The 23,746-nt window shown below is 70.7% G+C and carries 24 protein-coding genes; 5 read left to right on the forward strand and 19 right to left on the reverse strand.

Going from position 1 to position 23,746, the window contains the following annotated elements; all coding sequences use genetic code 11:
• Position 1 precedes the first annotated feature (1 nt).
• Positions 2-2,518: an FtsX-like permease family protein gene (locus ACFY3V_RS13680; RefSeq protein ID WP_362897611.1), complete on the forward strand. Its 2,517-nt coding sequence runs from the start codon at positions 2-4 to the stop codon at positions 2,516-2,518.
• 23 nt (positions 2,519-2,541) lie between these two features.
• Here ACFY3V_RS13680 and ACFY3V_RS13685 read toward each other — a convergent pair whose 3' ends face one another.
• The 8 genes from ACFY3V_RS13685 to ACFY3V_RS13720 form a co-directional block, all read right to left on the reverse strand.
• On the reverse strand, positions 2,542-2,811 hold the full coding sequence (locus tag ACFY3V_RS13685) for a hypothetical protein (protein WP_389773115.1): 270 nt from the start codon (positions 2,809-2,811) through the stop codon (positions 2,542-2,544).
• On the reverse strand, positions 2,808-3,563 hold the full coding sequence (locus ACFY3V_RS13690) for a toxin glutamine deamidase domain-containing protein (RefSeq protein ID WP_389773118.1): 756 nt from the start codon (positions 3,561-3,563) through the stop codon (positions 2,808-2,810). Before ACFY3V_RS13690 ends, ACFY3V_RS13685 begins: the two co-directional genes overlap by 4 nt.
• Before the next feature lie 158 nt (positions 3,564-3,721).
• The gene (locus tag ACFY3V_RS13695; RefSeq protein WP_389773121.1) at positions 3,722-5,461 is read right to left on the reverse strand and encodes a molybdopterin-dependent oxidoreductase; all 1,740 of its coding nucleotides are present in this window, start codon (positions 5,459-5,461) and stop codon (positions 3,722-3,724) included.
• Between the two features lie 106 nt (positions 5,462-5,567).
• Positions 5,568-6,221: an XTP/dITP diphosphatase gene (locus ACFY3V_RS13700; protein ID WP_389773124.1), complete on the reverse strand. Its 654-nt coding sequence runs from the start codon at positions 6,219-6,221 to the stop codon at positions 5,568-5,570.
• Positions 6,222-6,264: 43 nt separating this feature from the next.
• Positions 6,265-6,981, reverse strand: a complete 717-nt coding sequence (gene rph, locus ACFY3V_RS13705; RefSeq protein WP_350949838.1) for a ribonuclease PH — start codon at positions 6,979-6,981, stop codon at positions 6,265-6,267.
• A gap of 5 nt (positions 6,982-6,986) precedes the next feature.
• Positions 6,987-7,739 (reverse strand): MBL fold metallo-hydrolase, encoded by a 753-nt coding sequence (locus ACFY3V_RS13710; protein WP_362897585.1) that lies wholly within the window; start codon positions 7,737-7,739, stop codon positions 6,987-6,989.
• A 120-nt stretch (positions 7,740-7,859) separates the two neighbouring features.
• Positions 7,860-8,681 (reverse strand): glutamate racemase, encoded by an 822-nt coding sequence (murI, locus tag ACFY3V_RS13715; RefSeq protein ID WP_362897583.1) that lies wholly within the window; start codon positions 8,679-8,681, stop codon positions 7,860-7,862.
• 134 nt (positions 8,682-8,815) lie between these two features.
• Complete coding sequence (locus ACFY3V_RS13720; protein WP_362897581.1) at positions 8,816-9,607, reverse strand: thioesterase family protein; 792 nt, start codon at positions 9,605-9,607, stop codon at positions 8,816-8,818.
• Between the two features lie 317 nt (positions 9,608-9,924).
• Here ACFY3V_RS13720 and ACFY3V_RS13725 point away from each other — a divergent pair, with 317 nt between their 5' ends.
• Complete coding sequence (locus tag ACFY3V_RS13725; protein WP_389773129.1) at positions 9,925-11,760, forward strand: DUF3352 domain-containing protein; 1,836 nt, start codon at positions 9,925-9,927, stop codon at positions 11,758-11,760.
• A gap of 96 nt (positions 11,761-11,856) precedes the next feature.
• Here the strand turns inward: ACFY3V_RS13725 and ACFY3V_RS13730 are convergent, their stop codons facing one another.
• The 6 genes from ACFY3V_RS13730 to clpS form a co-directional block, all read right to left on the reverse strand.
• Positions 11,857-12,804 carry a cysteine synthase gene (locus tag ACFY3V_RS13730; RefSeq protein ID WP_350949843.1) on the reverse strand — a complete coding sequence of 316 codons (948 nt, stop codon included), beginning with the start codon at positions 12,802-12,804 and terminating at the stop codon, positions 11,857-11,859.
• 154 nt (positions 12,805-12,958) lie between these two features.
• Positions 12,959-13,237: a MoaD/ThiS family protein gene (locus tag ACFY3V_RS13735; RefSeq protein ID WP_350949844.1), complete on the reverse strand. Its 279-nt coding sequence runs from the start codon at positions 13,235-13,237 to the stop codon at positions 12,959-12,961.
• Between the two features lie 89 nt (positions 13,238-13,326).
• Entirely contained in the window at positions 13,327-13,464 is a 138-nt protein-coding gene (locus tag ACFY3V_RS13740; protein ID WP_362897577.1) for a hypothetical protein, read from the reverse strand.
• Positions 13,465-13,635: 171 nt separating this feature from the next.
• Positions 13,636-14,052: a M67 family metallopeptidase gene (locus ACFY3V_RS13745; RefSeq protein ID WP_350949846.1), complete on the reverse strand. Its 417-nt coding sequence runs from the start codon at positions 14,050-14,052 to the stop codon at positions 13,636-13,638.
• A gap of 9 nt (positions 14,053-14,061) precedes the next feature.
• On the reverse strand, positions 14,062-14,586 hold the full coding sequence (locus ACFY3V_RS13750; RefSeq protein ID WP_350949847.1) for a DUF2017 domain-containing protein: 525 nt from the start codon (positions 14,584-14,586) through the stop codon (positions 14,062-14,064).
• A 118-nt stretch (positions 14,587-14,704) separates the two neighbouring features.
• Positions 14,705-14,992, reverse strand: coding sequence for an ATP-dependent Clp protease adapter ClpS (gene clpS, locus ACFY3V_RS13755; RefSeq protein WP_329091067.1), 288 nt, complete (start codon positions 14,990-14,992; stop codon positions 14,705-14,707).
• Positions 14,993-15,032: 40 nt separating this feature from the next.
• On the opposite strand from clpS, the gene ACFY3V_RS13760 reads away from it, so the two are divergent.
• Both ACFY3V_RS13760 and ACFY3V_RS13765 read left to right on the forward strand, forming a co-directional pair.
• Positions 15,033-16,322: a nicotinate phosphoribosyltransferase gene (locus ACFY3V_RS13760; RefSeq protein WP_362897575.1), complete on the forward strand. Its 1,290-nt coding sequence runs from the start codon at positions 15,033-15,035 to the stop codon at positions 16,320-16,322.
• Positions 16,323-16,326: 4 nt separating this feature from the next.
• Positions 16,327-16,902: an isochorismatase family protein gene (locus ACFY3V_RS13765; protein WP_350949849.1), complete on the forward strand. Its 576-nt coding sequence runs from the start codon at positions 16,327-16,329 to the stop codon at positions 16,900-16,902.
• 7 nt (positions 16,903-16,909) lie between these two features.
• On the opposite strand, the gene ACFY3V_RS13770 is transcribed toward ACFY3V_RS13765, so the two are convergent.
• Positions 16,910-17,482 (reverse strand): hypothetical protein, encoded by a 573-nt coding sequence (locus tag ACFY3V_RS13770; protein WP_389773137.1) that lies wholly within the window; start codon positions 17,480-17,482, stop codon positions 16,910-16,912.
• Between the two features lie 198 nt (positions 17,483-17,680).
• Between ACFY3V_RS13770 and ACFY3V_RS13775 the strand changes: the two genes are divergently transcribed.
• A complete protein-coding gene (locus ACFY3V_RS13775) occupies positions 17,681-18,454 on the forward strand; it encodes a hypothetical protein (RefSeq protein WP_350949851.1) in 774 nt (257 codons plus the stop codon).
• A 201-nt stretch (positions 18,455-18,655) separates the two neighbouring features.
• On the opposite strand, the gene ACFY3V_RS13780 is transcribed toward ACFY3V_RS13775, so the two are convergent.
• From ACFY3V_RS13780 to ACFY3V_RS13795, 4 genes are all read right to left on the reverse strand, one after another.
• A complete protein-coding gene (locus ACFY3V_RS13780; protein WP_362897568.1) occupies positions 18,656-20,407 on the reverse strand; it encodes a DEAD/DEAH box helicase in 1,752 nt (583 codons plus the stop codon).
• Between the two features lie 165 nt (positions 20,408-20,572).
• Positions 20,573-21,439: a hypothetical protein gene (locus ACFY3V_RS13785; protein WP_350949853.1), complete on the reverse strand. Its 867-nt coding sequence runs from the start codon at positions 21,437-21,439 to the stop codon at positions 20,573-20,575.
• A gap of 99 nt (positions 21,440-21,538) precedes the next feature.
• Positions 21,539-22,924 carry an MFS transporter gene (locus ACFY3V_RS13790; RefSeq protein ID WP_362897564.1) on the reverse strand — a complete coding sequence of 462 codons (1,386 nt, stop codon included), beginning with the start codon at positions 22,922-22,924 and terminating at the stop codon, positions 21,539-21,541.
• On the reverse strand, positions 22,921-23,685 hold the full coding sequence (locus ACFY3V_RS13795; RefSeq protein WP_362897562.1) for a zinc metalloprotease: 765 nt from the start codon (positions 23,683-23,685) through the stop codon (positions 22,921-22,923). Before ACFY3V_RS13795 ends, ACFY3V_RS13790 begins: the two co-directional genes overlap by 4 nt.
• Between the last annotated feature and the right edge of the window lie 61 nt (positions 23,686-23,746).

A 23,746-nucleotide genomic window follows, 5' to 3' on the forward strand; every position in this document is an offset into this window, starting at 1 on the left:
GGTGCTGAGGACGACGCTGGCCGGGTTGCTCGCGCACCGGCTGCGCCTGATGCTGACGTCCCTCGCGATCGCGCTGGGGGTCGGCTTCATCGCGGGGACGTTCGTGCTGACCGACACCATCGACGCGGGGTTCACCGAGAAGTTCTCCGCGGCGGCCGACAAAATCGACGTCGCCGTACTCCCTGCGCCCGGGGGGAACGGCGACGAGCCTCCTGTGATCTCCGAGGCCGCCCTGGAGAAGGTGCGCGCCGTGGACGGGGTGGCCGACGCACAGGGGCTGGTACGGGGCACATCCGCCCTGATCGGCAAGGACGGCAAGGCCGCCGGTGACTTCCCCACCGCGGGAATCTCCCTGCCCGAGGGCGACCTGAACCGTATGCCGATCGTGAGCGGTACGGCCCCGAAGACCGCGACGCAGGCCGTGCTCGACGAGGGCACCGCCAGGACCAGGGGCTTCAAGGTCGGTGACACCGTCGCGGTGCTCGACGCGAGCAACGCCAGGCACGAGTTCACGCTGGTGGGCCTGTTCGACGTCGGCCTGGACCAGGAGCTCGGATACTTCGGCGCGGTCGGCTACACCACGGACACCGCCAGGAAGATGACCGGGCAGCAGGGGTATCGGGAGATCGACGTCGCCGCCGCCGAGGGGGTCACCCAGGAGGCGCTGCGCGGCTCGGTCGCCTCGGCCGTGGGCGCGGGTCACGAGGTCAAGACCGGTGAGCGCTACGCGGCGGACCTCGCCAGGAACAACGGCGCCAACGGCGACTTCCTGAAGCTGGGCCTGCTGCTGTTCGGCGTGGTGGCGATGTTCGTGGCCGCGCTGGTCATCTACAACACCTTCAACATCCTGGTGGCCCAGCGGACCCGCGAGATGGCGCTGCTGCGATGCGTCGGGGCGACGCGCGGGCAGGTCTTCACCTCGATCATGCTGGAGTCGGCGGTGGTCGGCCTGCTGTCGTCGGTGTTCGGCCTGCTGCTCGGCTACGGCCTGGGTGCGGGGGCGCTCTCCGTGCTGGCGGCGTTCGACGCGCCGCTGCCCACGGCCGCCGCCGCCACCCTGACGCCGACCACCATCGTCCTTGGCCTGGTCATCGGCCTGACGGTCACGGTCGGCGCGGCACTGCTGCCCGCGCGGGCCGCGACGCGGGTGGCACCGATCGCGGCGCTGCGCTCGCAGACCGAGGAGCGGACCTTCAGGACCGGCCTGGTACGAATGATCTTCGCGGGACTGTTCCTGCTCGCGGGCGTGGGCATCGTGGTGGCGGGGATCTCCACGGATCCGGGCGAGACCGCCCTGGTGACGGTGATGGCCGGATGCTCGTCCGTCTTCCTCGCGGTGCTGATCCTCGGGCCGGTGATCGTCAGGCCGCTCTCCGCCTTCGCGGGGTGGGTACCGGCCAAGCTCTTCGGCGTACCCGGCAGGCTGGCCGTGGACAACTCCCGGCGCAACCCGAAGCGGTCGGCGACCACCACCGTGGCACTCACCGTGGGCGTGACGTTGATGACGGTCATCTCCGTCGTCACCGGCACCGTCCGGGTGACGTTCACCCAGCAGCTCGACGAGCAGTTCCCCTTCGACTACATGGTGCAGACCCAGGGGCGCGACTCCGGCCTGCCCCGCGCGATCGCCGAGGACCTCCGAGGCCGGTCCGAGCTGGACTCGGTCATCGCCTTCCGCGAGACCGGCGCGAGGCTCGCGACCGGCACCACGCGGTACGACGTGGGAACCTTCACCCCGACCCCGGGCTTCAAGCCGCCGCTCGACGCGGGCTCGCTCGACCGGCTCGTGCCGGGGACCGCGCTCGTCACCGACCGCGTCGCCGAGCGGCTCGCGCTCGGGGTCGGTGACCGGATCACCGTACGGACGGCGAAGGCGGGCACGGTCGATCTCTCGATCGTGGGCATCTCCGGTGTCGACGCGAGCCTCTCCGACGTGACGGTGCCCGAGCGGGAGTTCGACCGCTACTTCGGCGAGGTCGGCGACAACCGAGTGATGATCAAGCACCGTGACGGCGTCGACCCGGACCGGGCGCTCGCGGCGGTCGAGGCGGCGACGGAGGCGTACCCGACGGCGAAGGTGGCGAGCTCGACGGAGATGCGGGGCCAGTTCGACGAGGCGCTCGACATGATACTGATGATCATCACGGGGCTGCTCGGTCTGGCGGTGCTCATCTCCCTGCTGGGCATCGCCAACACACTCTCCCTCTCGGTCCACGAGCGCACCCGCGAGTCCGCGCTGCTGCGTGCCCTCGGCCTGACCCGGCCCCAGCTGCGGCGGATGCTCTCGGTCGAGGCGCTGGTCCTGGGCCTCATCGGCGCGCTGGTCGGCGTGACGCTGGGAGTCGCGTTCGGCTGGGCGGCGGCGCAGACGATGACCGACAACGTCGTCTTCCAGCTGCCGGTGCCGCAGATCCTGTCGTTCGTCGCCCTGTCCGGCCTCGCCGGGGTGCTCGCGGCCGTCCTGCCCGCCCGGCGCGCGGCCCGCGCCTCGGTCGTGGGCTCACTCGCGAGCGGCTGAGCGTGGTGGCCGGGACGCCTTCGTCATCGGGGGCGGCGTCCCGGCCACTGCTCCGCCACGGTCTCGGGGTTGAGCAGCGGCCGGATCACGATCTCGCCGGTGGCCCCGTCGATCACCACGCAGCCGGACCCGACGGTGTCGGGCAGCACGCTGGGATCGTCGGGCTCGGGCTCGTTCGCCCAGGCGACATAGCCCTCCTGAAAGGCATAAATCCTGATCTCGACGGCGGCACCCGCGCCCCGGACCCCGTTGAAGTACTCCTCCGCCACGGCCCTCGCCTGGTCCGGGTTCACAGACGTCGTCCCTCCCTGTCGATCACGACGCAGAACACACCCGTCACCGACTCGTACGGCGGCTCCACCGCCATGTGCCCCCGCTGCGCGTCGATCCAGATCACCTCGCCGTCGAAGTTCACCGCGTTCCACGCGTGGCTGCCCCCGGCCGGCCAGCGGTTGACGATGAGCGCCGAGGAGCCGTGCCCCCCGGCCAGCAGCGCCTGCGCGATCGGCAGGTAGGCGTGACGTCCCTGCCCCACATAGTGGAAGCGCTGCCCCAGCCACCGCTCCGCCCTCGCCACCCCCCCGGCCTCCCCGGTGAGCAGCGGCCTGCCCACCCGGTCGTACTCGGGCCTGCGCGGCGCGGCCACCGCGGGGGTGCCGTACCAGGTGGAGAGCACCGACAGCGCGCAGTCGATCGCGTTGGTCGCCCGGAACGGATCGTCGGCCGGGCCGCTCCCGTTGATCAGCCTGATCCACATGCCGCGCGGGTCGGGGAAGCGGCGCGGGGTGCCCTGCTCGGTGAGGGGAACGGCCCGCAGCATGTCCTCCTCGGTCTGTGGATCCGGCCTGGCCAGCCCACCCGCCAAGCCGTACGGCCTGCACTGGTCCAGTCGCGCCGGACCCCAGCGCATCCGCTCCCGCTCGCTCTCGCGCGGCGCCGGTGCCATCACCGGCACCTGGGCCTCCAGCTCGAAGTCCCGCCACCGCTGCCCGTCCATCGTCACCACGGGGTTGTAGACCCCCGACGCCAAACTCCACTCGTTCACCGGCTCCCCCGTCCCTGCCCCCTGGGAGCCAGATAGTAGGGCGGCCTACCCACCCGACACGAAGGAGTTGACCGTTTAAAGGCTCAACCCCCACCTGTCGTTCCAGTCCTCGTCACAACGGCATCGAGGTCAGTGATCGCGAAGCGGCACAGCCAGGGTCAGCCGACCCGTACCCGGATGGTGTGCCAGCCGGTGGCGCCGTCCGGGGCGACCGGGGTGCGCTCGGCGGTCTGGGTGTAGCCGGTGGTGTCGGTGGCGCGGACCTCGATGGTGTGCTCGCCGGGGGTGGCGTCCCAGTCGTCGAGGACCCACTGGCGCCAGGTGTCGGCGGTGGGGGCCTCGGCGAGGCGGGCCTGGCGCCACTCGCCCTGGTCGACGCGGACCTCGACCGCGTCCACGCCCTTGTGCTGTGCCCAGGCGACCCCCGCGACGACGGTCTTGCCGGCGGGGACGCTCGCGCCGTCCCTGGGCAGGTCGATGCGCGACTGGGTCTTGATCGGCCCCTTCGCGGACCAGCCCCTGGGCGTCCAGTAGGCCTCGTCCTGGTCGAAGCGGGTGACCTTGATGTCGGTGACCCACTTGGTGGCCGAGACGTAGCCGTAGAGCCCGGGGACGACCTGGCGGACCGGGAAGCCGTGGTCGACGGGGAGCACCTCGCCGTTCATGCCGAAGGCGAGCAGGGCGTCGCGGCCGTCCATCACGACGTCGACCGGGGTTCCCGCGGTCCAGCCGTCGGCGGAGGTGCTGAGCAGCATGTCCGCGTCCTTGCGGACACCCGCGTCGCGGAGCACCGCGGCCAGGCTCACGCCCAGCCAGCGGGCGTTGCCGATGTAGGGGCCGCCGACCTCGTTGGAGACGCAGCAGAGCGTGACGTCGGCCTCGACCACGGCGCGTTTCATCAGGTCGGCGAAGGTGAGCTCCACGGGCCGATCGACCATGCCGTGGATCGTGAGGGTCCAGTCGCGCGGGTCGACCTGGGGGACCGACAGGGTGGTGTCGACCCGGTAGAAGTCGTTGCTGGGGGTGACGAACGACGACAGGCCCCTGATCTTCAGGTCGACTCCGGCGGGCAGCGCGGGGAGGGGTTTCGCGGGCAGGGGCAGCGTGATGCCGCTACGTGCCGCGTTCACCTCGGCCCGCCCGGAGAGAGCGCGCCCGGCCAGACCCGCCACCCCCGCGAGAGCCACGCCGCCGACCGCGCCGGTCAGCAGGCCCCGGCGGTCGAAGGCTCGCAGGTCGTTCCCCGCCCGCATGACGGGCGGTACCTGCGGTCCGGTCCGCTCCCCTGCCTCCGATGAGGACTCGGGCGAGACCGGTCGCAGGCGCTCCGGCCCGGTGTCGTGCGAGATCTCTTCCTGGCGACCCGGCCCGGTGTCGTGCGCGGCCCCCGCGGCACCCACGACATAGGCCCCACCGGACACCACCCCCGCGTACGACCCGGTCGAGGCGTCGTCGGGGACGAGAGCGCGGCCGACGAGCCACCGCAGGACGAGCATGCCGGCGCCCACCCCGACGAGCGTCGGGACGACGTCCACCGGCCCGGCCCCCGGCCGGGTCAGCACGGCGACGACGCCGACGAGGCCGAACGCGGCCAGACCCGCCATCCCGTACCGGAGGTCGCGGACGGCGGCCCTTCCCAGCGCGACGGCGATCGCGGCCATGACCAGCAGGATCCCGGCGAGCAGCACGGTCTTGTCGTTCTCGCCGAAGGTGCGGATCGCCCATTCCTTGAGCGGCGCAGGGGTGAGGTCGACGACGGAGTTGCCGACCGCGACGACCGGGAAGGCGGCGGCGTTCACCAGGCCCGCCACGAGCAGTGACACCGCCACCGCCACCGCGCCGGACACCAGGCCGATCAGCGCCGGGGCCCAGGAGGGCACACGCTTGTTGCTCTGCATACCCCCGACGCTACGCCCATAAGGGGCCGCGGGTTCTTACGCGCTGATTACAGGCGCGACCTGGACGTCTCGGGCTCCTCGGCCGTCGTCCGCGCGGCTCTCGCCGTCAGGCGATCAGTTCGGCGATGACGGGGGCGAGGGCGCGGAAGGCGCGGCCACGGTGGCTGATCGCGTCCTTCTCCGCGGCGGACAGCTCGGCGGTGGTCCGGGTCTCCCCTTCGGGGACGAGGATCGGGTCGTAGCCGAAGCCGCCGGTGCCGCGCGGGGCGTCGATGATCACGCCGCGCAGCGCCCCCTCGGTCACCCGCTCCTCCCCCGAGGGGAGTGCGAGCGCCGCGGCGCAGGCGAAGTGCGCGCCCCGGTGCTCGGCGGGCACGTCGGAGACCTGGGCGAGCAGCAGGTCGAGGTTGGCCTGGTCGTCGCCGTGCCTTCCCGCCCAGCGGGCGGAGAAGATGCCCGGCATGCCGTTCAGGGCGTCGACGCAGAGGCCGGAGTCGTCGGCGATCGCGGGCAGGCCGGACTGCTGTGCGACCGCGTGTGCCTTGAGCAGCGCGTTCTCCGCGAAGGTGAGGCCGGTCTCGGCGACGTCGCCGATCTCGGGGAACTCCTCAAGCCCGACGATCTCGACCGGGATCCGGGCGTCGGCGAGGATCCGGCGCAGCTCGGCGATCTTTCCCGAGTTCCTGGTGGCGAGGACCACACGGGCCGCACCGGACCGGGCCGCACCGGTCTCGATCTCGGTCGTACCGGACTCGCTCATGCCGACCGCCTCGTTCCTGAACGATTCACCGTGAGAAAGCGGCTCATGCCAACGCCTCCCGCTGGAGGCGGGTGAGCTCGGCGCAGCCGGCCGCGCCGAGGTCGAGCAGCTCGTCGAGGGCGGCGCGGTCGAACGGCTTGCCCTCGGCGGTGCCCTGGACCTCGACGAACTCGCCGGAGCCGGTCATCACCACGTTCATGTCCGTCTCGGCGGCGACGTCCTCGGTGTAGCAGAGGTCGAGCAGCGCCGTGGAGCCGACGACGCCGACGGAGACCGCCGCGACCGAGTCGACCAGCGGGTCTCCACCGCACATCTTGCGCTTGCGCATCCACGCGACCGCGTCGACCAGCGCCACGTACGCGCCGGTGATGGCCGCGGTGCGGGTGCCGCCGTCGGCCTGGAGCACGTCGCAGTCGATGACGATCGAGTTCTCGCCCAGCGTCTTGTAGTCGACGCAGGCGCGCAGGGATCGGCCGATCAGGCGGGAGATCTCGTGCGTACGGCCGCCGATCTTGCCGCGCACCGACTCGCGGTCGTTGCGGGTGTTCGTGGCGCGCGGCAGCATGGCGTACTCGGCGGTGATCCAGCCCTGGCCGCTGCCCCGGCGCCAGCGCGGGACGCTGTCCTGCACGGAGGCGGCGCAGAGCACCTTGGTGCCGCCGAACTCGACGAGCACCGAGCCCTCGGCGTGCGCGAGCCAGCCCCGGGTGATGGTGACGGGGCGGAGTTGATCGGGAGTACGTCCATCTGCGCGAGCCATGACGTTCACCCTAGGTCATACCGGGCCCCGCTCCGCGCCAGTTCCATCCGTCCGGCGAACCCCCCGCGGGAGGCGTCCTCCATGACACGGTCGCGGTCGTTCCAGGGCACCAGGTGGGTGAGGACGAGGGTGTCCACGCCCGCCCTGGCCGCGTGCTCGGCCGCCTGGCGGCCGTTCAGGTGCAGGCCGGTGGGGAGTCCTGGCTCGTCGAGGTACGACGCCTCGCACAGGAGCACGTCGGCTCCCGAGGCGAGCTTGACCAGTTCGGCACTCTCGCCGGTGTCCCCTGAGTAGGCCACCGAGCGCCCGCCGTGGGAGACCCTGAACCCGTAGGTCTCCACGGGATGGTTCACCGGGGCGGCCGTCACCTCGAAGGGGCCGACCTCGAACGTCCCGGGCATCAGGCTCACGAACTCGAACGCCTTCTCCAGCGGCGGCTCGTCGGGCATCGCGTAGGCGGAGTTCAGGCGCTCACGGGCGTCGGAGGGCGCGTACACCGGCACCTTGGGCAGCGGGCCGCCGGGCGAGTAGGTGCGCACCACGTGGTACGGGCACATGTCGAGGCAGTGGTCGGCGTGCAGGTGCGACAGGCAGATCGCGTCCACGTCGTACAGGCCGATGTGCCTCTGGAGCGCGCCGAGCGCGCCGTTCCCGAAGTCGAGCAGCATGCGGAACCCGTCGGCCTCCAGCAGGTAGCAGGAGGAAGGGCTGTCGGGCCCGGGGAAACTCCCCGAGCATCCAATGATCGTCAACTTCACGGCGGCCTCCTACGGTTACTGTGCGGCGCCGCGTGTCACGGCGCGGGCGCCGGTGGCCGGTTTCCGTCCCCCTTCGTCCGCCGATCCCCGGCGCTCCCCCTACGGAGCGCCCGGGCACCGTCACACGCGATGCCCGTTGTTCGGAACATCCCCTACCACCGCCACCTCGACCGCCTCGATCTCCGGTCCGAGGAACCGTCGTCCGAGGTCGGTGAAGAGCCCCGCGTCACCGGTGGCGCGGAAGCGGTGCCTGGGCGCGTCCCCAACGGCGGCCAGGCCCCGGTCGTGCAGGACGCGGTAGACGTCCTTGGCCGTCTCGTCGGCGCTGGACACCAGCGTCACGCCGTCTCCCACCACGTAGGAGATCGGCCCGGTGAGGAGCGGGTAGTGCGTACACCCCAGGATGAGCGTGTCGCACCCGTCGGCGAGCACCGGCTCCAGGTATTCGCGGATGACGTCGATGAGCTCGTCGCTCATCGTCTCCCCCCGCTCGACGAACTCCACCAGGCGCGGCGCGGCCACCCCGGTGAGCCGGACGTCGGGAGCGGCGGCGAACGCGTCGTGGTAGGCCATCGACTCGATCGTGGCCCTGGTCCCGAGCACCCCGACCCTGCCGTTGCGGGTGGCCCGCACGGCGCGGCGGGTGGCCGGCTGGATCACCTCGACGACCGGGACGGCGTAGCGTTCCCGCGCGTCGCGGAGCACCGCCGCGCTCGCGCTGTTGCACGCGATCACCAGCATCTTCACGTCGCCCTCGACGAGGTGGTCCATCACCTCCAGCGCGTAGGCGCGGACCTGTGCGATGCTCTTGGGGCCGTACGGCTGCCTCGCCGTGTCGGCCACATAGAAGATCGACTCGTTGGGCAACTGGTCGATGATCGCCCGAGCCACCGTGAGGCCACCGACACCGCTGTCAAAGATTCCAATGCTCGCTTGCGACACAGTTCCCCAGGCTAGGCGACCCGGGGCGGCCGATCACGGTAAGAATCCTCACAACGCCGAATACCAGCTCAGCCATGTATTTTTCATGACATTCAGTCGTACGGTGTCTGTTACTACGTCCCGTAGCGCGGACGTCAGCCCCGCCCGACGCGGGCCAGCTGACGGGACTGGGCGACCAGGCGGCCCGCGGAGTCCCACACCTCGACCTCCTCGTCGAACCAGCCGTCACTGATCAGGCGACCCCCGCCCAGGAGGGTGAGCCAGCCGGGTGCGGGCAGGGCACGCAGGTGCCAGGTGAGGTCGACGGTGGGTGCCCAGCCGCGCGCCCCCGCGGAGAACACCACCGGCGGGAGGGCGTCGACGGCGAGCGCCAGCACGTACGGGTCGGGGTCCTGCGGCTCGGCCAGCCGGAAGTAGGCGCGGGCCTCGGGCCTGCCGGTGGGACGGCCGTCGACCCAGCCGACGGTGGGAGGGTCGAAGGCGAGTTCCACCTGGGCGCTGAACGTCAGGTTCGACGCGTCCTTGGGGGCGGGCAGTGAGACGCATCGCTCGATCGGCGGCATCACCGCCGAGGGCCCGTCCGTCCAGTCGGGGACGGCATCGCTGAGCGTCGCGGTCGTGACGAGCCCTTCGATGAAGGACGTCCCTTCCTGGACGAGGGTCACCCTGGTCATCGTGGCGGTGCGGCCGGTCTTGATCTGCTCCAGGCGCACCCGCGCGGGGCCGGGCCTCGCCGCCCGCAGGAACTGGACACTCGTGCTCACCGGGTGCTCGTGGGGGGAGGCGTCCACGACCGCGCGCAGCAGCACGGCCATCAGATAGCCGCCGTTCAGGGGGCCGCCGATGGAGTATCCGGGGTCGAGGCACGCGTCGTAGGTGGTCTCGTCCACCTTGGTCACCGCTGTCGCCTCGTCGAACTTCGCCATCCACGCTCCCGAATCTTGTTCTAGAGGGATCACTTTACCCATTCCATGCGACCGTCGCCTCCCCGGGTCCTCGGTGCTCTCTTCCCGGGAGCCGCCAGGGCGCCGGAGCCGCCGGGGAAACAAGCTCCGCGGTAAGGAAGGGACGACAGTGACCTGCGGGAACAAGGCGACAAAGATCACGATGGGCGAAGAAACCGCACTGAGCAGGGGCTGATCCCGCTTAGACGTGACAATCACATAGTTAGTTCAATGCAAGCGGGTTGCTAGCAGCGTGCACTAACTTCTCCCTATCCGCGAAGTCCACCTTGTGAGTGATCATGCCTGCCAACAATCCCCCTAACCAGTCGCCCGATCCGGGTCAGCAGCCCGACAGGACGATCGCCTACCGTTGGAACGAGGGCGCACAGCCGAACGACCAGCCGCGCACGCAGGCCTATCCACAGAACGGCCAGCCCGGATACCCACAGTCTTCCGGCGGTTACCAGCAGGGGCAGCCCTACCCGCAGCAGGGCCAGCCCTACCCGCAGCAACAGCAGCCCGGCCACCAGCAGCAGGCCTACGGCCAGCAGGCGTACGGACAGCAGAACTACGGCCAGCAGGCCGGCCAGCCGTACGGCCAGCAGCAGGGCTACGGCCAGCAGGCGTACGGGCAGCAGGCGGGGAACTGGCAGCAGGGACCCGACTTCCTGAGCGCCGGGCCTCCCCCGGGACCTCCCGCGCGCAAGGGCGGCAAGGGCTGGCTGCTCGCGGTGGTCGCCGCGCTGGTCGTCGCCCTCGTGGGCGGTGGCGGCTTCTTCGCGATCAACCTGCTCAGCGGCGGCGGCGCGCAGCCGCACGACGTGCTGCCCGGCAACGCCGTCGGCTACATCCGCCTCGACCTCGACCCGGCCGCGAACCAGAAGGTGGCGCTGTTCAACATCGCCAGGAAGTTCACGACCACCAAGGACTCCTTCAGCGGCGAGGACCCGCGTAAGGCGATCTTCGACCTGATCAAGAAGGACGCCGACGACCTCGGCAAGGTCGACTACGCCGCCGACATCGAGCCCTGGCTCGGCGTCCGCGTCGGCGTGGCCGCGCTGGCCCCGGCCAAGGCCGGCGCCGAGCCCGGCGTCGTGGTGGCCGTCCAGGTCACCGACCAGGACAAGGCCACGGCGGGCATCGCGAAGCTGATGGGCAAGGAGAAGTACGGCATCGCGTTCCGCGACGACTACGCGCTGCTCACCCCGACCCAGGCCGAGGCCGACAAGGCCGCCGCCGCCGAGCCGCTGTCGGGCAACGCCAACTTCTCCGACGACCTGAGCGCCCTCGGCGAGACCGGTGTGCTCTCCTTCTGGGCCGACGCGGGCAAGCTCGCGGGAATGGCCCCCGAACTGGCCGCCCAGGACCCCACCGTCCTCGCCCAGGTCAAGAACGCCCGCGTGGCGGGCGCCCTCCGCTTCGACAGCGAGTACGTCGAGCTCGCGGGCATCAGCCGCGGCGTCGAGAACCTGGACATGGGCGATCCCGAGCCCTCCAGGATCAGCACGCTTCCCGCCTCCACCGCCGGCGCGATCTCGATCTCGGGTCTCGGCGAGGTGGTCGGCAAGCAGTGGGCGCAGCTCATGAAGTCGGCCGACCAGGCCGCGGGCGGCGGCGTCCAGCAGTTCGCCGACCAGGCCAAGCAGAACTACGGCCTCGCGCTCCCCGACGACCTGGTGACGCTGCTCGGCAAGAACATCACCATCGCCCTCGACTCCAACGGCCTCGACGGCAACCAGCCGAAGTTCGGCGCGAAGATCGTCACCGACCCGGCCAAGGCGCAGGAGGTCGTCGGCAAGATCGAGAGGTTCCTCGCGGACTCCGGGACGGCCGTCCCGCAGCTCGCCAAGGTTCCCGGCGACGGCGTCTTCGTCCTGGGCAGCGCGCAGGACTACGCCGCCGAGCTCAACAAGGACGGTGCCCTGGGCGACAGCGAGACCTTCCAGCTCGCGATCCCCAACGCCGGTGAGGCGACCTTCGCCCTCTACGCCGACCTGGACAAGGTGGAGAACCTCTACCTCGGCAGCCTCCAGGGTGACGAGAAGGCCAACCTCCAGGTGCTCCGCGCCGTGGGCGTGAGCGGCACCCAGTCGGGCAGCGACGGGACCTTCTCGATGAGGCTGCTGTTCAACTGATCCACCCGGGCTCCCCGATCTCGTTCGGATCGGGCCTCCCCAGATCCCCGGCAGGGCTCCGGCCCCGCCGGGGATTCGCTTTTTCTCGGGCGGCGTTCAGGCCCAGAGCTGGCCTTCGAGCCGCTCCTCGGCCTCGTCGAGCGTCCCCTCGTAGGCGCCGGTGGACAGGTATTTCCAGCCGCCGTCCGCGACCACGAACACCACGTCGGCCCGCTCCCCCGCCTTGACGGCCTTCGCCGCCACACCGAGCGCGGCGTGCAGGGCGGCACCGGTGGAGACCCCCGCGAAGATGCCCTCGCCGGACAGCAGCTCCCGGGTGCGGCGCAGCGCGTCGGCCGAGGAGACCGAGAACCGCGTGGTCAGGACGTCGGCGTCGTACAGCTCGGGGATGAAGCCCTCGTCCACGTTGCGCAGCCCGTACACCAGCTCGCCGTAACGCGGCTCGGCGGCGACGATCCTCACACCGGGAACGTGCTCGCGCAGGAACCTGCCGACGCCCATCAGGGTGCCCGTGGTGCCCAGACCGGCCACGAAGTGGGTGACGGACGGCAGATCCTCCAGGATCTCCGGCCCCGTCGACTCGTAGTGCGAGCGCCAGTTGGCCGGGTTTCCGTACTGGTAGAGCATCACCCAGTCGGGGTTCTCCTCCGCCAGGCCCTTGGCGACCCGCACCGCCTCGTTGGAGCCGCCCGCCGCGGGCGAGGAGATGATCTGCGCCCCCCACATGCGCAGCAGCTGGCGACGCTCCTCCGAGGTGTTCTCCGGCATCACGCAGATCAGCTTGTAGCCCTTGAGCCTGGCCGACATCGCGAGCGAGATGCCGGTGTTGCCGCTCGTGGGTTCGAGGATCGTGCAGCCCGGCTGGAGAAGCCCGTCCTTCTCCGCCTGCTCGATCATCCACAGCGCCGGACGGTCCTTGATCGAACCTGTCGGGTTGCGGTCTTCGAGTTTGGCCCAGATCCGTACGTCCTCCGAGGGCGAGAGCCTGGGCAGGCCGACCAGCGGGGTCCGGCCGACCGATTCGATCAGTGAGTCAAAACGCATGGTGTACGGCTTCCGCCTCGGGTTGACCTTGTGATGACAGACCTGGCGCCTCGGGGTGACAGCCCGAAAACCGCGGCGCGCCGCCCGGCCCGGGAGAGCTCTCCGATCTCGCGAAAGATCACGGAACTCCCGCGGTGCGGGCGGCGCCACGCGGCTAGCGGGATCCGCCGGCCACGGCGGGCAGGACGGTGACCGTGTCGCCGTCGGCGACCGGGGTCTCCAGCCCGCCCAGGAAGCGGACGTCCTCGTCGTTCAGGTAGACGTTCACGAAGCGGCGCAGCGCGCCCTTGTCCACCAGGCGCTCCTTCAGCCCGGGGTGCCGGACCTCCAGATCGCCGATCAGCTCCTCGAGCGTGGCGCCCTTGGCGTCGACGGCCTTGGCGCCGTCGGTGTAGGTGCGCAGGATGGTCGGAATGCGAACCTCGATGGCCATCGCGGGTCAGTCTCCTTGTGTCGTCATGGGAGTGAGAGGCCCACCGGATCAGAACACCGGTGAGCACCGGAGGATTCCAGAAAAGCCGGTCAGCGACAGTCGTAGACGACGACGAAGGGCGTGTGCGCGAACAGGAAGTTCTGCACGGGCGCGACACCCGCGCGCCGTGCCCGAGGGCCGGGACGCGAGAGCACCACGTCCTCCTGGCTCGGGGCGGCGGTCAGCATGCCCACCAGCTTACCCAAAGGGTTCATTCGTCCCACGGCCGTACCGGACACCGGCCCCGTACGAATCCCGGATGCCACCCGAACACGGAGACGAGGGAGCCGGGACACCAGGGCATGGAGGTAAGGTCCCCACCCCGGAGGCCCCGGCGCCAGGACCCGAAAAGGTGCCGGTCACCCGGAGGTGATCGTCACCTCCTCCTCGCTCACGACGCCGTCGATGATCCGGTACGAGCGGAACTCGGCCTTCTCCCCCAGCTCCTCGCGGGTGGAGACCAGCACGTAGTGGGCGTTCGGCTCGGCGGCGTAGGAGATGTCGGTGCGGGAGGGGTAGGCCTCGGTGGCGGTGTGGGAGTGGTAGATGACCACCGGCTCCTCGTCGCGGTCGTCCATCTCCCGCCAGACACGCAACTGCTCCAGCGAGTCGAACCGGTAGAACGTCGGCGACCGCTCGGCGTTCTCCATCGCGATGAAGCGTTCGGGGGAGTCGGAGCCGACGGGCCCGGCGATCACGCCACAGGCCTCGTCGGGGTGGTCCGCCCGAGCGTGCGCGATGATCCTGTCAACCAGTTCCCGAGAGATGGTGAGCATGACTGGAAGTTACCAAAGGGCGCGGACCAGGGTGTCCTGGAGGTAGGTGAGCCAGTCGTAGATGACGTACGCCGGATAGCGGGGATCACTCTCCGGCATGTCGGCGATCTCGTCGTGCACCTCCTCGGTCACCTCCAGCCGGGTGCCGAGCGCGAGGCGCACGTCGTTCAGCGCGCGCATCCACGCCTGCGCCTGCTCCCTGGTCAGCTCGACCCTGCCGGCCTCCGCACTGTCGAGCATCGCCTTGGCGTCGGCCCGCTTGCCCTCGCGCAGCGTCGCCTCGGTGTATCTGCGGAACTCGGCGGCCGCCTCGCCGTCCTCGTACGCCGAAGGGAAGAGCCGGGCCAGCACCGGATCGTCGGACTGCTCGGAGGGGCCGATGCCGAGTGCCTTCTCCAGGGGGTCGTCGCCGGTCTCCCCCGGCTCGATCAGGCCCAGGATCTGCGTGACCAGCGAGCGCAGGATCGACACCTCGGCGGCGTCGAAAACCGTGATCACACCGCCCTCGTGCCCCGGCTTGAACCCCGAACTCATCTCTCGCCCACCATTTCTCGCGGGCACCGCCCGAGACCCGCCCGCCGTTTCGAGTCCTGCCGCTTCGGGCCCGGCCGGTCACCACGCGACGACAGATGGCGGCCGGCCGCTCGCGCGCTCACGAATCCCGCTGGACGGTGGCCCACAGCCCGTACGAGTGCATGATCTGCGCGTCGCGCTCCATCTCCTCGCGGGTGCCGCTGGAAACCACGGCCTTGCCCTTGTGGTGCACGTCGAGCATCAACTTCTCCGCCTTCTCCTTGGAGTATCCGAAAACGGACTGGAAGACGTACGTCACGTAGGACATCAGGTTGACCGGGTCGTTCCAGACGATCGTCAACCATGGCAGATCGGGCCGTACGTCGATTGACGGACGCTCGACCTCCGTTGGAGCGGTGCTACCCACATTCACCAGTCTGCCCTACCCCGGGCTTAGTCTTCGACTCGTGACAAAGAGCATGAGCACCGCGTTGCTTACCGATCACTATGAGCTGACGATGCTTGAGGCGGCGCTGAGAAGCGGGGCCGCCTCCAGACGGGCGGTTTTCGAGGTGTTCGCGCGCCAGCTGCCCGGCGGGCGGCGCTACGGGGTCGTGGCGGGAACCGGCCGGGTGCTGGACGCGCTGGAGTCCTTCCGCTTCGAGGAGGAGTCGCTGGCATTCCTGCGGGACAACGAGGTGGTCGACGAGCCCACCCTGGAGTTCCTCGCCGGATACCGGTTCTCCGGGAAAGTGGACGGCTACGGCGAGGGCGAGTGCTACTTCCCCGGTTCCCCGATCATGACGGTGGAGGGCACGTTCGCCGAAGCCGTGCTGCTGGAGACCGTGATCCTGTCGATCCTCAACCACGACTGCGCGATCGCCAACGCCGCCACACGCATGATCCGCGCCGCCGGGACCAGGCCCCTCATCGAGATGGGCTCGCGGCGCACCCACGAGGCGGCGGCGGTGGCCGCGGCGCGGGCCGCCTACCTGTGCGGGTTCTCCTCCACCTCCAACCTCATGGCGGGCCACGAGTACGGCATACCGACCGCCGGGACCGCCGCCCACGCCTTCACCCTGCTCCACGACTCGGAGGAGCAGGCCTTCCGGGCCCAGATCGCCTCCCTCGGCGCCGACACCACGCTGCTCGTGGACACCTACGACGTGGCCGAGGCCGTGCGGACCGCGGTGGAACTCGCCGGCCCCTCCCTCGGGGCGGTCCGCCTCGACTCCGGCGACCTCGGCCAGGTCGCCCACGAGGTCCGCGAGCAGCTCGACGCGCTCGGCGCCCACAAGACCCGCATCATCGTGACCAGCGACCTCGACGAGTACGCCATCGCCGCGCTCGCCGCCGCGCCCGTGGACGGCTACGGCGTCGGCACGTCGCTGGTCACCGGCTCCGGCTCGCCCACCGCCGCCCTGGTCTACAAGCTCGTCGCCCGCGAGGACGCCGAAGGGGTCATGCGGCCGGTGGCCAAGAGGTCGGTGGGCAAGCCCAGCCGGGGTGGACGCAAGGAGGCGTTCCGCGAGCTCGACGCCGAGGGCACGGCGGCCGCCGAGGTGGTCACCGTCTCCGGCGAGCACCCCTCGAACGCCCGCCCGCTACAGGTTCCGCTGGTCAGGGAGGGGGAGGTCGTCGGCCGCGAGAAGCTGGAGGAGAGCCGCGCGCGGCACCGCGAGGCCGTCGCCGAGCTGCCCTCCAACGCCTATCAGCTGTCCCGGGGCTACGCCGCGATCCCAACCGTGTTTGACTGATCGCATGCCAACAGCACTGATCATCGTCGACGTCCAGAACGACTTCTGCGAGGGCGGGAGCCTCCCGGTCGGCGGCGGCGCGGAGGTGGCCGCCGCCATCTCGGCACACGCCGCCTCGCACGGCTACGACCACGTCGTGGCCACCCGTGATCATCACATCGACCCCGGCTCCCACTTCGCCGCCGAACCCGACTACGTGACCACCTGGCCCGCCCACTGTGTCGCCGGGACACCCGGCTCCGACTTCCACCCCGCCTTCGACACCTCACGCGTCGAGGAGGTCTTCAGCAAGGGTGCCCACAGCGCCGCCTACAGCGGCTTCGAGGGCGTCACCTCCGACGGGACTTCTCTGGCCGACTGGCTCGGCGAACGCGGCGTGGACGCGGTGGACATCGTCGGCATCGCCACCGACCACTGCGTGCGGGCCACCGCCCTGGACGCGGTCGCGCACGGGCTGTCCGTTCAGGTGCTGCTGGACCTCACCGCCGGGGTGTCCGCCCCCACCACCGAGACCACCCTCGCCGAACTCGGCTCCGCCGGAGCCCGCCTCACGGGAACCCCCGTGGTCCGATCGGCCTGACGATCTTTCAGCTCTTCGGCATCCCCAGAAAGAGGATCATCCGGTCGAGCTTCCCGTCCATGGTCCGGTAGTTCTCCTTGAGTTCGCCGATGTCGTACGCCATGGCCCTCATGTCCTGCTTGACTCCCACGACCTCCTCCTTGACCTCGGCGAGCTCCTCCTTGGTGGCGCACTTCGCCACATCGAGCCGAAGCTCGGCGACATCCTCCTTGACCTCCGCGAGCCCCACCTTCAGCTCGGCCACCTCCTCCTTGACCTCCGCGAGCCCCACCTTCAGCTCGGCCACCTCCTCCTTGACCTCCGCCACCTCGGCCCTGAGCTCAGCGACATCCCGCTTGACCTCAGCCTTGAACTCAGCGATGTCCTGCTTGACCTCAGCCTTGAACTCAGCGATGTCTTCCTTGACCTCGGCGAGCTCTTCCTTCGTGGCGCACTTCGCCACATCGAGCCGAATCTCGGCGACCTCCTGCCGGAGTCCGGCGACGTCGTCCTTGGTGGCGAGGGTGTCCATCCTCGCCATGATCTGCTCGAACATCGGAGCCACGTACTCCATGATCTCGGTACGGATCATCTCGGCCAACACTTGTCCTCTTTGAAAGCATTGCGGGGGAACCCGGTGGCGGGCCCGGGGTAGTGACAGCGACACGCTACCAGCGACGCCTACTCTGAGCATTCGAACGATTACCGGATCGGCATGGATGGGCAAACAGCACCATCACCGGTGGCGGCAGGAGTATCACGGAGAGTTGATACCTCTTACTACCGGTGGTGATCTCATATGTTCGTGCTCGGCGTCTCCTGGCTGATCCTGACCCCGCTGTGCCTGTGGAACCTGTTTCGCGGAGGGACGCTGGTACGGCTGACGAGCGTGCTCTCGCTGGTCGCGCTGGAGGCGGCCACGGTCTGGGCCACCACCGTCGTCCAGGTTCCCGCCCCAACTCCGATCACCGCGCTCCCGCGCCCGGCGGCCCTGACCGGCTCCCTGGCAGGCCCTCCGGCCGGATCCCGGATCGCCCCCCGGACCGAGTCCTGGATCCGGCCTCGGTCCCCGCTCGCGCCGTCCCGGGTGCCCGCACCGCTTCCGGACGCGGCGCGGCAGGGTATGTGGGACACGCGGGGAGCACAGGCGGTGCGAGGGGAGCGGGTGCCAGGCAACGGGCCCGGTGTCTCCTCCGGCAGGCGGGGCCTCTCCTGCCGTGGACGGATGCCCGCTCCCGAGCGGGTGCGGCTGGCTCGCCGTCAGGGCGCACCACGGGGCGTGACGCTCTTCTGGAAGGCCAGAGCCGACGAGTGCGACACCGCGACCGTGGTCCTGCACCACGAAAATCGCACGATCAAGGTCTGGATGCGGGAGGACAGGGCACGCAGACGCTCCTCCGGCGCCACCACGTGGCCCGTGAGCGTCGCCGGCGGCGTCGCCTCCCTGGAGGTGCCGCTCACGGTACCGGTGCGCGACACGGGGGCGTTCAGGGCGATCGACGGGCGGACCGGCAGGCCGATCGCCCTCGCCAGGCCGGGTCGCGTACCGGAGGAGCCGTCCACGGCCCGGTGAGTCCGGTGATCCAGGGCCCGGCTCGCCCGAACCGCTCGGGGCGACCCGTACCGCCCGGATCTCCGGACCGGGCGCACCCTCGTCAGGACGGGTCGGTGCGCCCGGCGACCGGACCCGGCTCGCCCCCCGGGGAGCTCTCGCCGGGGTGATCGAGGTCGAGTCACCGGATCAGACTGAAGGCCGCCCGACCCGGTGGCCGGGTCAGTGGGAGCGCTGGGTGGCCCAGTGGCGGATCTTGCCGATCCGCTCCTGGATCTGCTCGGCGGAGGCCTGCGCGATGGCGGGTCCGCCGCAGGCCCTGCGTAGCTCTGCGTGAATGACTCCGTGAGGCTGGCCGGTGCGGTGGTTCCAGGCGCCGACGAGGCCGTTGAGCTCCCTGCGGAGGTTGGCGATCAGCTCGTGCGGGGCGAGGTCCGGCTCCTTGGGCTCGGGATTTTTCCGCTTGGCCTTCAGCTGGTCGGACTGGCGCTTGCTCAGCAGGGTGCGGACCTGGTCGGGCTCCAGAAGGCCCGGCAGGCCGAGAAAGTCCTCCTCCTCGGGGGATCCGGTCTCCGCGGCACTGCCGAACTCGCCGCCGTCGAAGAGGACCCGGTCGAACGTGGCGACCGCCTCCAGGGTCTCGAACGGCAGCTCGTCGCCCACGACGTCGGGATTGTCCTTCTTACGCTGGGCGTCCTCCAGCAGGAAGTCGTCCAGCCCTTCCTCGGCGGGCTTGCGGTCGAGCACGTGGTCGCGCTCGGCCTCCATCTCCCCCGCCAGGCCCATCAGGGTCGGCACGGAGGGCACGAAGACCGACGCGGTCTCGCCCCGTTTACGGGCGCGGACGAAGCGTCCGACGGCCTGGGCGAAGAACAGCGGGGTCGAGATGCTCGTCGCGTAGACGCCGACGGCGAGGCGCGGGATGTCGACCCCTTCCGAGACCATCCGGACCGCGACCAGCCAGCGCTGCTCGGAGGCGGAGAACTCCTTGATCTTCTTGGAGGCCGTGGGGTCGTCGGAGAGCACGACCGTGGCGCCCTCTCCGGTGATGGTCCGGATGTGGCGGGCGTAGGCGCGTGCGGTCTCGTGGTCGGTCGCGATGACCAGGGCACCGGCGTCGGGCACGCCCCTGCGCACCTCGGTCAGGCGCCGGTCCGCCGCCCGGAGGACCTGGCGGATCCACTCGCCTTTCGGGTCGAGTGCGGCCCGCCACGCCTGGCCGAGCTGGTCCTTGGTGAGCGGGGTGCCGAGGGTCGCGGCGATCTCGTCGCCCGCGCGGGTCCGCCAGCGCATCTCACCGGCGTAGGCGAGGAAGATGACCGGCCTGACGACGCCGTCGGCGAGTGCCGGGCCGTACCCGTAGGAGTAGTCGGAGACGCTGCGCCGGACCCCGTCGCCGTCCTCGGCGTAGGTGACGAAGGGGATCGGGTTGACGTCGGACCTGAAGGGGGTCCCGGTCAGGGCGAGGCGTCTGGCGGCCGGCTCGAACGCCTCCCGCACGCCGTCGCCCCAGGATTTCGCGTCGCCCGCGTGGTGGATCTCGTCAAAGATCACGAGCGTCTTGCGAGCCTCGGTGCGGGCGCGGTGCAGCGCCGGGTGCATGGACACCTGGGCGTAGGTGATGGCCACCCCGAGGTAGTCACGGGAGGTCGCGCCCTGGCTGTTCTTGAACTCGGGGTCGATCGCGATGCCGACCCTGCTCGCGGCGTCCGCCCACTGCTGCTTGAGGTGCTCCGTGGGTGTGACGATCGTCACAGCCCGGATGATCCCTCGTGACAGGAGGTCGCTGGCGATGCGGAGCGCGAAGGTCGTCTTGCCCGCACCCGGTGTGGCGACCGCGAGGAAGTCGCGCGGCGCACGGCTGGAGTACAGGTCAAAGGCCTCCTGCTGCCACGCGCGAAGCTTCGGCGCGGTGCCCCAGGCGGCACGGTCCGGATATGAGGGCGAGAGGTGGGATGCGGCGAAAGTGCTCACAGTGTCCCCAGGGTAATCTGCGCCGCCGACAAGACGTGCCGATCGGCCGAGATCCTCGCCAAGGTCGTCCCCTCGTGCTATTGGCCCGCGGAGCGGAGATCGTCGAATCGCGGAGCCTGCCTCGCGCGACGCCCGCTCAGCACGAGCAGCTCACCGCAGGCCCGCTCACCGCAGGCCCGCGATCACCGTGTCGATCTCGGCCCTCGACACGGGGTCGTCCGGCTGGGTCATCGCGACCACGACCACCGGGCGCTTTCCCGCCCCCGTGAGGAAGACCACACGCAGGTACGCCGGCCGGTTCACCACGTCCAGGTACTCCGCGCGCAGGGCTCGGGTGTGCCCGGTACGCGCGCCCACGGTGATCTCCGTGTCGTCCACGACCTTCACCTCGTCACCGTGGAGCAGGAGCCGCGCGTACAGGTCGCTGAGTTCGGTGGTGGTGGCGCGCGCGTCGTTCGCGGGCTCGGCGGGCATGACCATCACGGTCGTGTTGACGCCGTCGCCCGCGGCCGAGGTGAACTCCGTGACCGGCGGCACCGTACCGGTGAGCCAGCGCTCCGGCAGCGGGTAGCTCACCCCCGCGACCGGATCGTCCACCCGCTCCGGCGGCGGGGAGGGCAGTGCCCGCAGGGACAGTACGGCCACCACGGCGATGACGCCGGCACCGGCGGCCAGGGTGAGCAGTACGAGCAGCACACGGCGCAGGCGCCCGGGGCGACGCTCGGGAGGGGCGATGGGCGTGCCGTACCAGCGGGCGGAGGGCGGCAGGTCGTCGCCGGGCTCGGGGATGCGGGGAGGCCAGGTCAGACTGGAGCGGGCGTCGGACGGCTCGTCCTCCGGCGGCGGCCAGGGGCGATACTCGTCGTCCTCGGGCGCCGGCCAGGGGCGGCGTTCGTCGTCGAGGTCCGGGTCGGTGGGCGGCCACACCTGATCCTCGGCCGCCCGCGCGGCCCTGCGGGCCCGCCTTGACCGGCGTCCCCCGCCACGGCCGGGCTCGTCGGGCGGGTCCGACCGGCGAGGTCGTTCGTGCACGGGACCTCCTCCCCGGCGGCGACGGTCCTACCGTCCTACCACGCATCGGGGGGCGTGACCCGGCTATGGGTGATCGCTGTTACGAGAGTGACCAATGAGTCATGAGATGTCCCTCATACGCCGGGCGACGACGACCCCGAAGAGGCCGATGGAGGCCATCAGGGCGACGATCGTGGTGTAGCCGGTGGCGATGTCGTCGTGGCCGATCAGGTTGACCAGGACTCCGCCGAAGCCGATGGTGATCGCGCTGCCCAGGGTGTCGACGACCTGGAGGGCGGCGGAGTTGGCGCCCTGCTCGGCGTCGGGCGACTGACGCATCGCGGTGACGTTGACGCTGGTCACGCCGATGCCCATGCCGAATCCCGCGATGACCCAGGCGGGCACGGTGACCCAGCCGCTGACCCCGGGCACGAGCGCGAGCAGGGTCGTCAGGATGCCCACGGTGATCGCGACGGCGCCGATCCGCACCAGCAGCGGCCTGTCGTACGAGCGGCGGGTCTGCAGGTAGGAGCCGCTGGTCCAGCCTATGGCGCCGAGGGTGAGCGCGACCCCCGCCCCGGCGACGGAGAAGCCGTGCACCTCGGTGAGGAGCAGCGGGATGAAGGCGTTGACCCCGAAGAACGCCGAGGCGAGCACGCCGCGCATCATGACCGTGGTGGGAAGGCCGCGGCCGAACCTGAGGGCACGGGGAGGCAGCAGTCTCGGCAGGCCCGAAGCGAGGAGGGCGAGCCCCGCGGCGGTGGCGATCCCTCCCGGTATCGGGGCCTCGTGGAGACGGCCCACCCCGTACAGCAGGATCCCGCCGCCGCACGCGGTGGCGGTGGCGGCCAGGGTCATCGCCAGCGGCCTGGAACGGGGTCCTGAGGAGGGCTCGGGCATCGGGCCGCCGACGCGCAGGGCGGGCAGGAGCATCACGAGGGCGGGGACGACCAGCGGCACGATGCCGTAGAAGACCCATCTCCATCCCGCGGTCTCGGCGATGATCCCGGTGAGACCCGGCCCGATCAGGGCGGGAAGCACCCAGGCCGCCGAGAGCGCGGCGAATATCCGGGGCCTGGTCGCCGGAACGTAGACCCGCGCGATCATCACGTAGATCGCGACGACGACGGCGCCGCCACCGAGGCCCTGTACGGCCCGCGCGACGATGAACAGTTCCTTGGACGCGGCGGCTCCGGCCATGACCATACCGGCGGTGAACAGCCCCACCCCGAGCAGGAACGGCCAGGCGTGCCCCCGCCGGTCGGACCAGAGCCCGGCGACGACGTTGGCGAGCAGACCGGCGATGAGGAAGGCCGAGAAGCTCACCCCGTACAGGTCGAGGGCGTCGAGGTCCGCGGAGACGGCGGGCATGACCGTGCTCACGGACATGCCCTCGAAGGCGATCAGCGTGACGACGAGCAGGATGCCCAGGGAGGCGGTCCGGTATTCGGGACCGAAGATCCGAGGGGATTCGTATGGAGCGTCGACTGTCTTCGGTGCTGTCACCCGTCAAGGGTAGTGTTCGCCCCCCGGCCTCGGTAGACGGCCCACATCTCCTGCATCCTGACGGCCTGGCCCACGGTGAACCCGGACATGCAGCGGTCGTCGGAGTAGTCCATGAAGTTGTGGATCGGGTCGGGTCCGCCGCCCTTGCAGGTGTCCTTGAGCAGCGGGCAGCCCTCGGTGGGCTGCCCTTCGGGCTCGGTGTCGGCCACGCCGTCGCCCGGCGGCTCGCAGCCCTTCTCGAAGGTGTGCAGCAGCCCGAGCCAGTGCCCGATCTCGTGGACGCCGGTGTATCCCCGGTCGAAGCTGCGCATCGCCCCGCCGGGCAGGCTCCGCCAGTCGACGACCACCCCGTCGAGGGCCGGCTCCTTGGCGTACCCGTGGGGATAGGTGGAGTAGCCGAGCACCAGCTCGCCGAGCTGGGCGAGATAGAGGTTGAGGGTCTCGGGGCCGCCCCTGCGCATCCGCTTGATCATCCGCTCGTGGGTGACGGGCTCGCGGAACCAGGTCGCGCTGACGGTACGGGTGACGCCGTCCAGCCTGAACCGGATCCCGGTGTCCGCGCCACCGAGCCGCCCGGAGTAGGCGGCGTTGAGCGTGGTGATCTGGGCGCGTACGGCGGCGTCGGGCGCGCCGAGCCTGCCGTCGGTGAGGACGTGCACCCAGGTGGGCACGGTGATGGGGAGCGCGGGCCTGAGCGGGTTCGGCCCACGCCGCCCGCCTGCGGGCGCGAGGGACGGCGAGGGCGCGTGTCGCGGCACCACGGAGCGGGCGGCCCACCCGGAGGGATCGGGGGCACACCCCGGTGGCCCGGAGGCGGCGCTT

This window comes from Streptosporangium sp. NPDC000095 (assembly GCF_042899335.1).
Classification (GTDB): Bacteria; Actinomycetota; Actinomycetes; order Streptosporangiales; family Streptosporangiaceae; genus Streptosporangium.

What these genes read in the sequence shown, in the direction of transcription:
- ACFY3V_RS13695 (WP_389773121.1), bottom strand. Translation starts at nt 5,461, where the DNA reads ATGCAGAGCAACAAGCGTGTGCCCTCCTGGGCCCCGGCGCTGATCGGC.
- ACFY3V_RS13700 (WP_389773124.1), bottom strand. Translation starts at nt 6,221, where the DNA reads ATGAGCGAGTCCGGTACGACCGAGATCGAGACCGGTGCGGCCCGGTCC.
- rph (WP_350949838.1), bottom strand. Translation starts at nt 6,981, where the DNA reads ATGGCTCGCGCAGATGGACGTACTCCCGATCAACTCCGCCCCGTCACC.
- ACFY3V_RS13720 (WP_362897581.1), bottom strand. Translation starts at nt 9,607, where the DNA reads ATGGCGAAGTTCGACGAGGCGACAGCGGTGACCAAGGTGGACGAGACC.
- ACFY3V_RS13725 (WP_389773129.1), top strand. Translation starts at nt 9,925, where the DNA reads ATGCCTGCCAACAATCCCCCTAACCAGTCGCCCGATCCGGGTCAGCAG.
- ACFY3V_RS13730 (WP_350949843.1), bottom strand. Translation starts at nt 12,804, where the DNA reads ATGCGTTTTGACTCACTGATCGAATCGGTCGGCCGGACCCCGCTGGTC.
- ACFY3V_RS13735 (WP_350949844.1), bottom strand. Translation starts at nt 13,237, where the DNA reads ATGGCCATCGAGGTTCGCATTCCGACCATCCTGCGCACCTACACCGAC.
- ACFY3V_RS13740 (WP_362897577.1), bottom strand. Translation starts at nt 13,464, where the DNA reads ATGCTGACCGCCGCCCCGAGCCAGGAGGACGTGGTGCTCTCGCGTCCC.
- ACFY3V_RS13745 (WP_350949846.1), bottom strand. Translation starts at nt 14,052, where the DNA reads ATGCTCACCATCTCTCGGGAACTGGTTGACAGGATCATCGCGCACGCT.
- ACFY3V_RS13750 (WP_350949847.1), bottom strand. Translation starts at nt 14,586, where the DNA reads ATGAGTTCGGGGTTCAAGCCGGGGCACGAGGGCGGTGTGATCACGGTT.
- ACFY3V_RS13765 (WP_350949849.1), top strand. Translation starts at nt 16,327, where the DNA reads ATGCCAACAGCACTGATCATCGTCGACGTCCAGAACGACTTCTGCGAG.
- ACFY3V_RS13775 (WP_350949851.1), top strand. Translation starts at nt 17,681, where the DNA reads ATGTTCGTGCTCGGCGTCTCCTGGCTGATCCTGACCCCGCTGTGCCTG.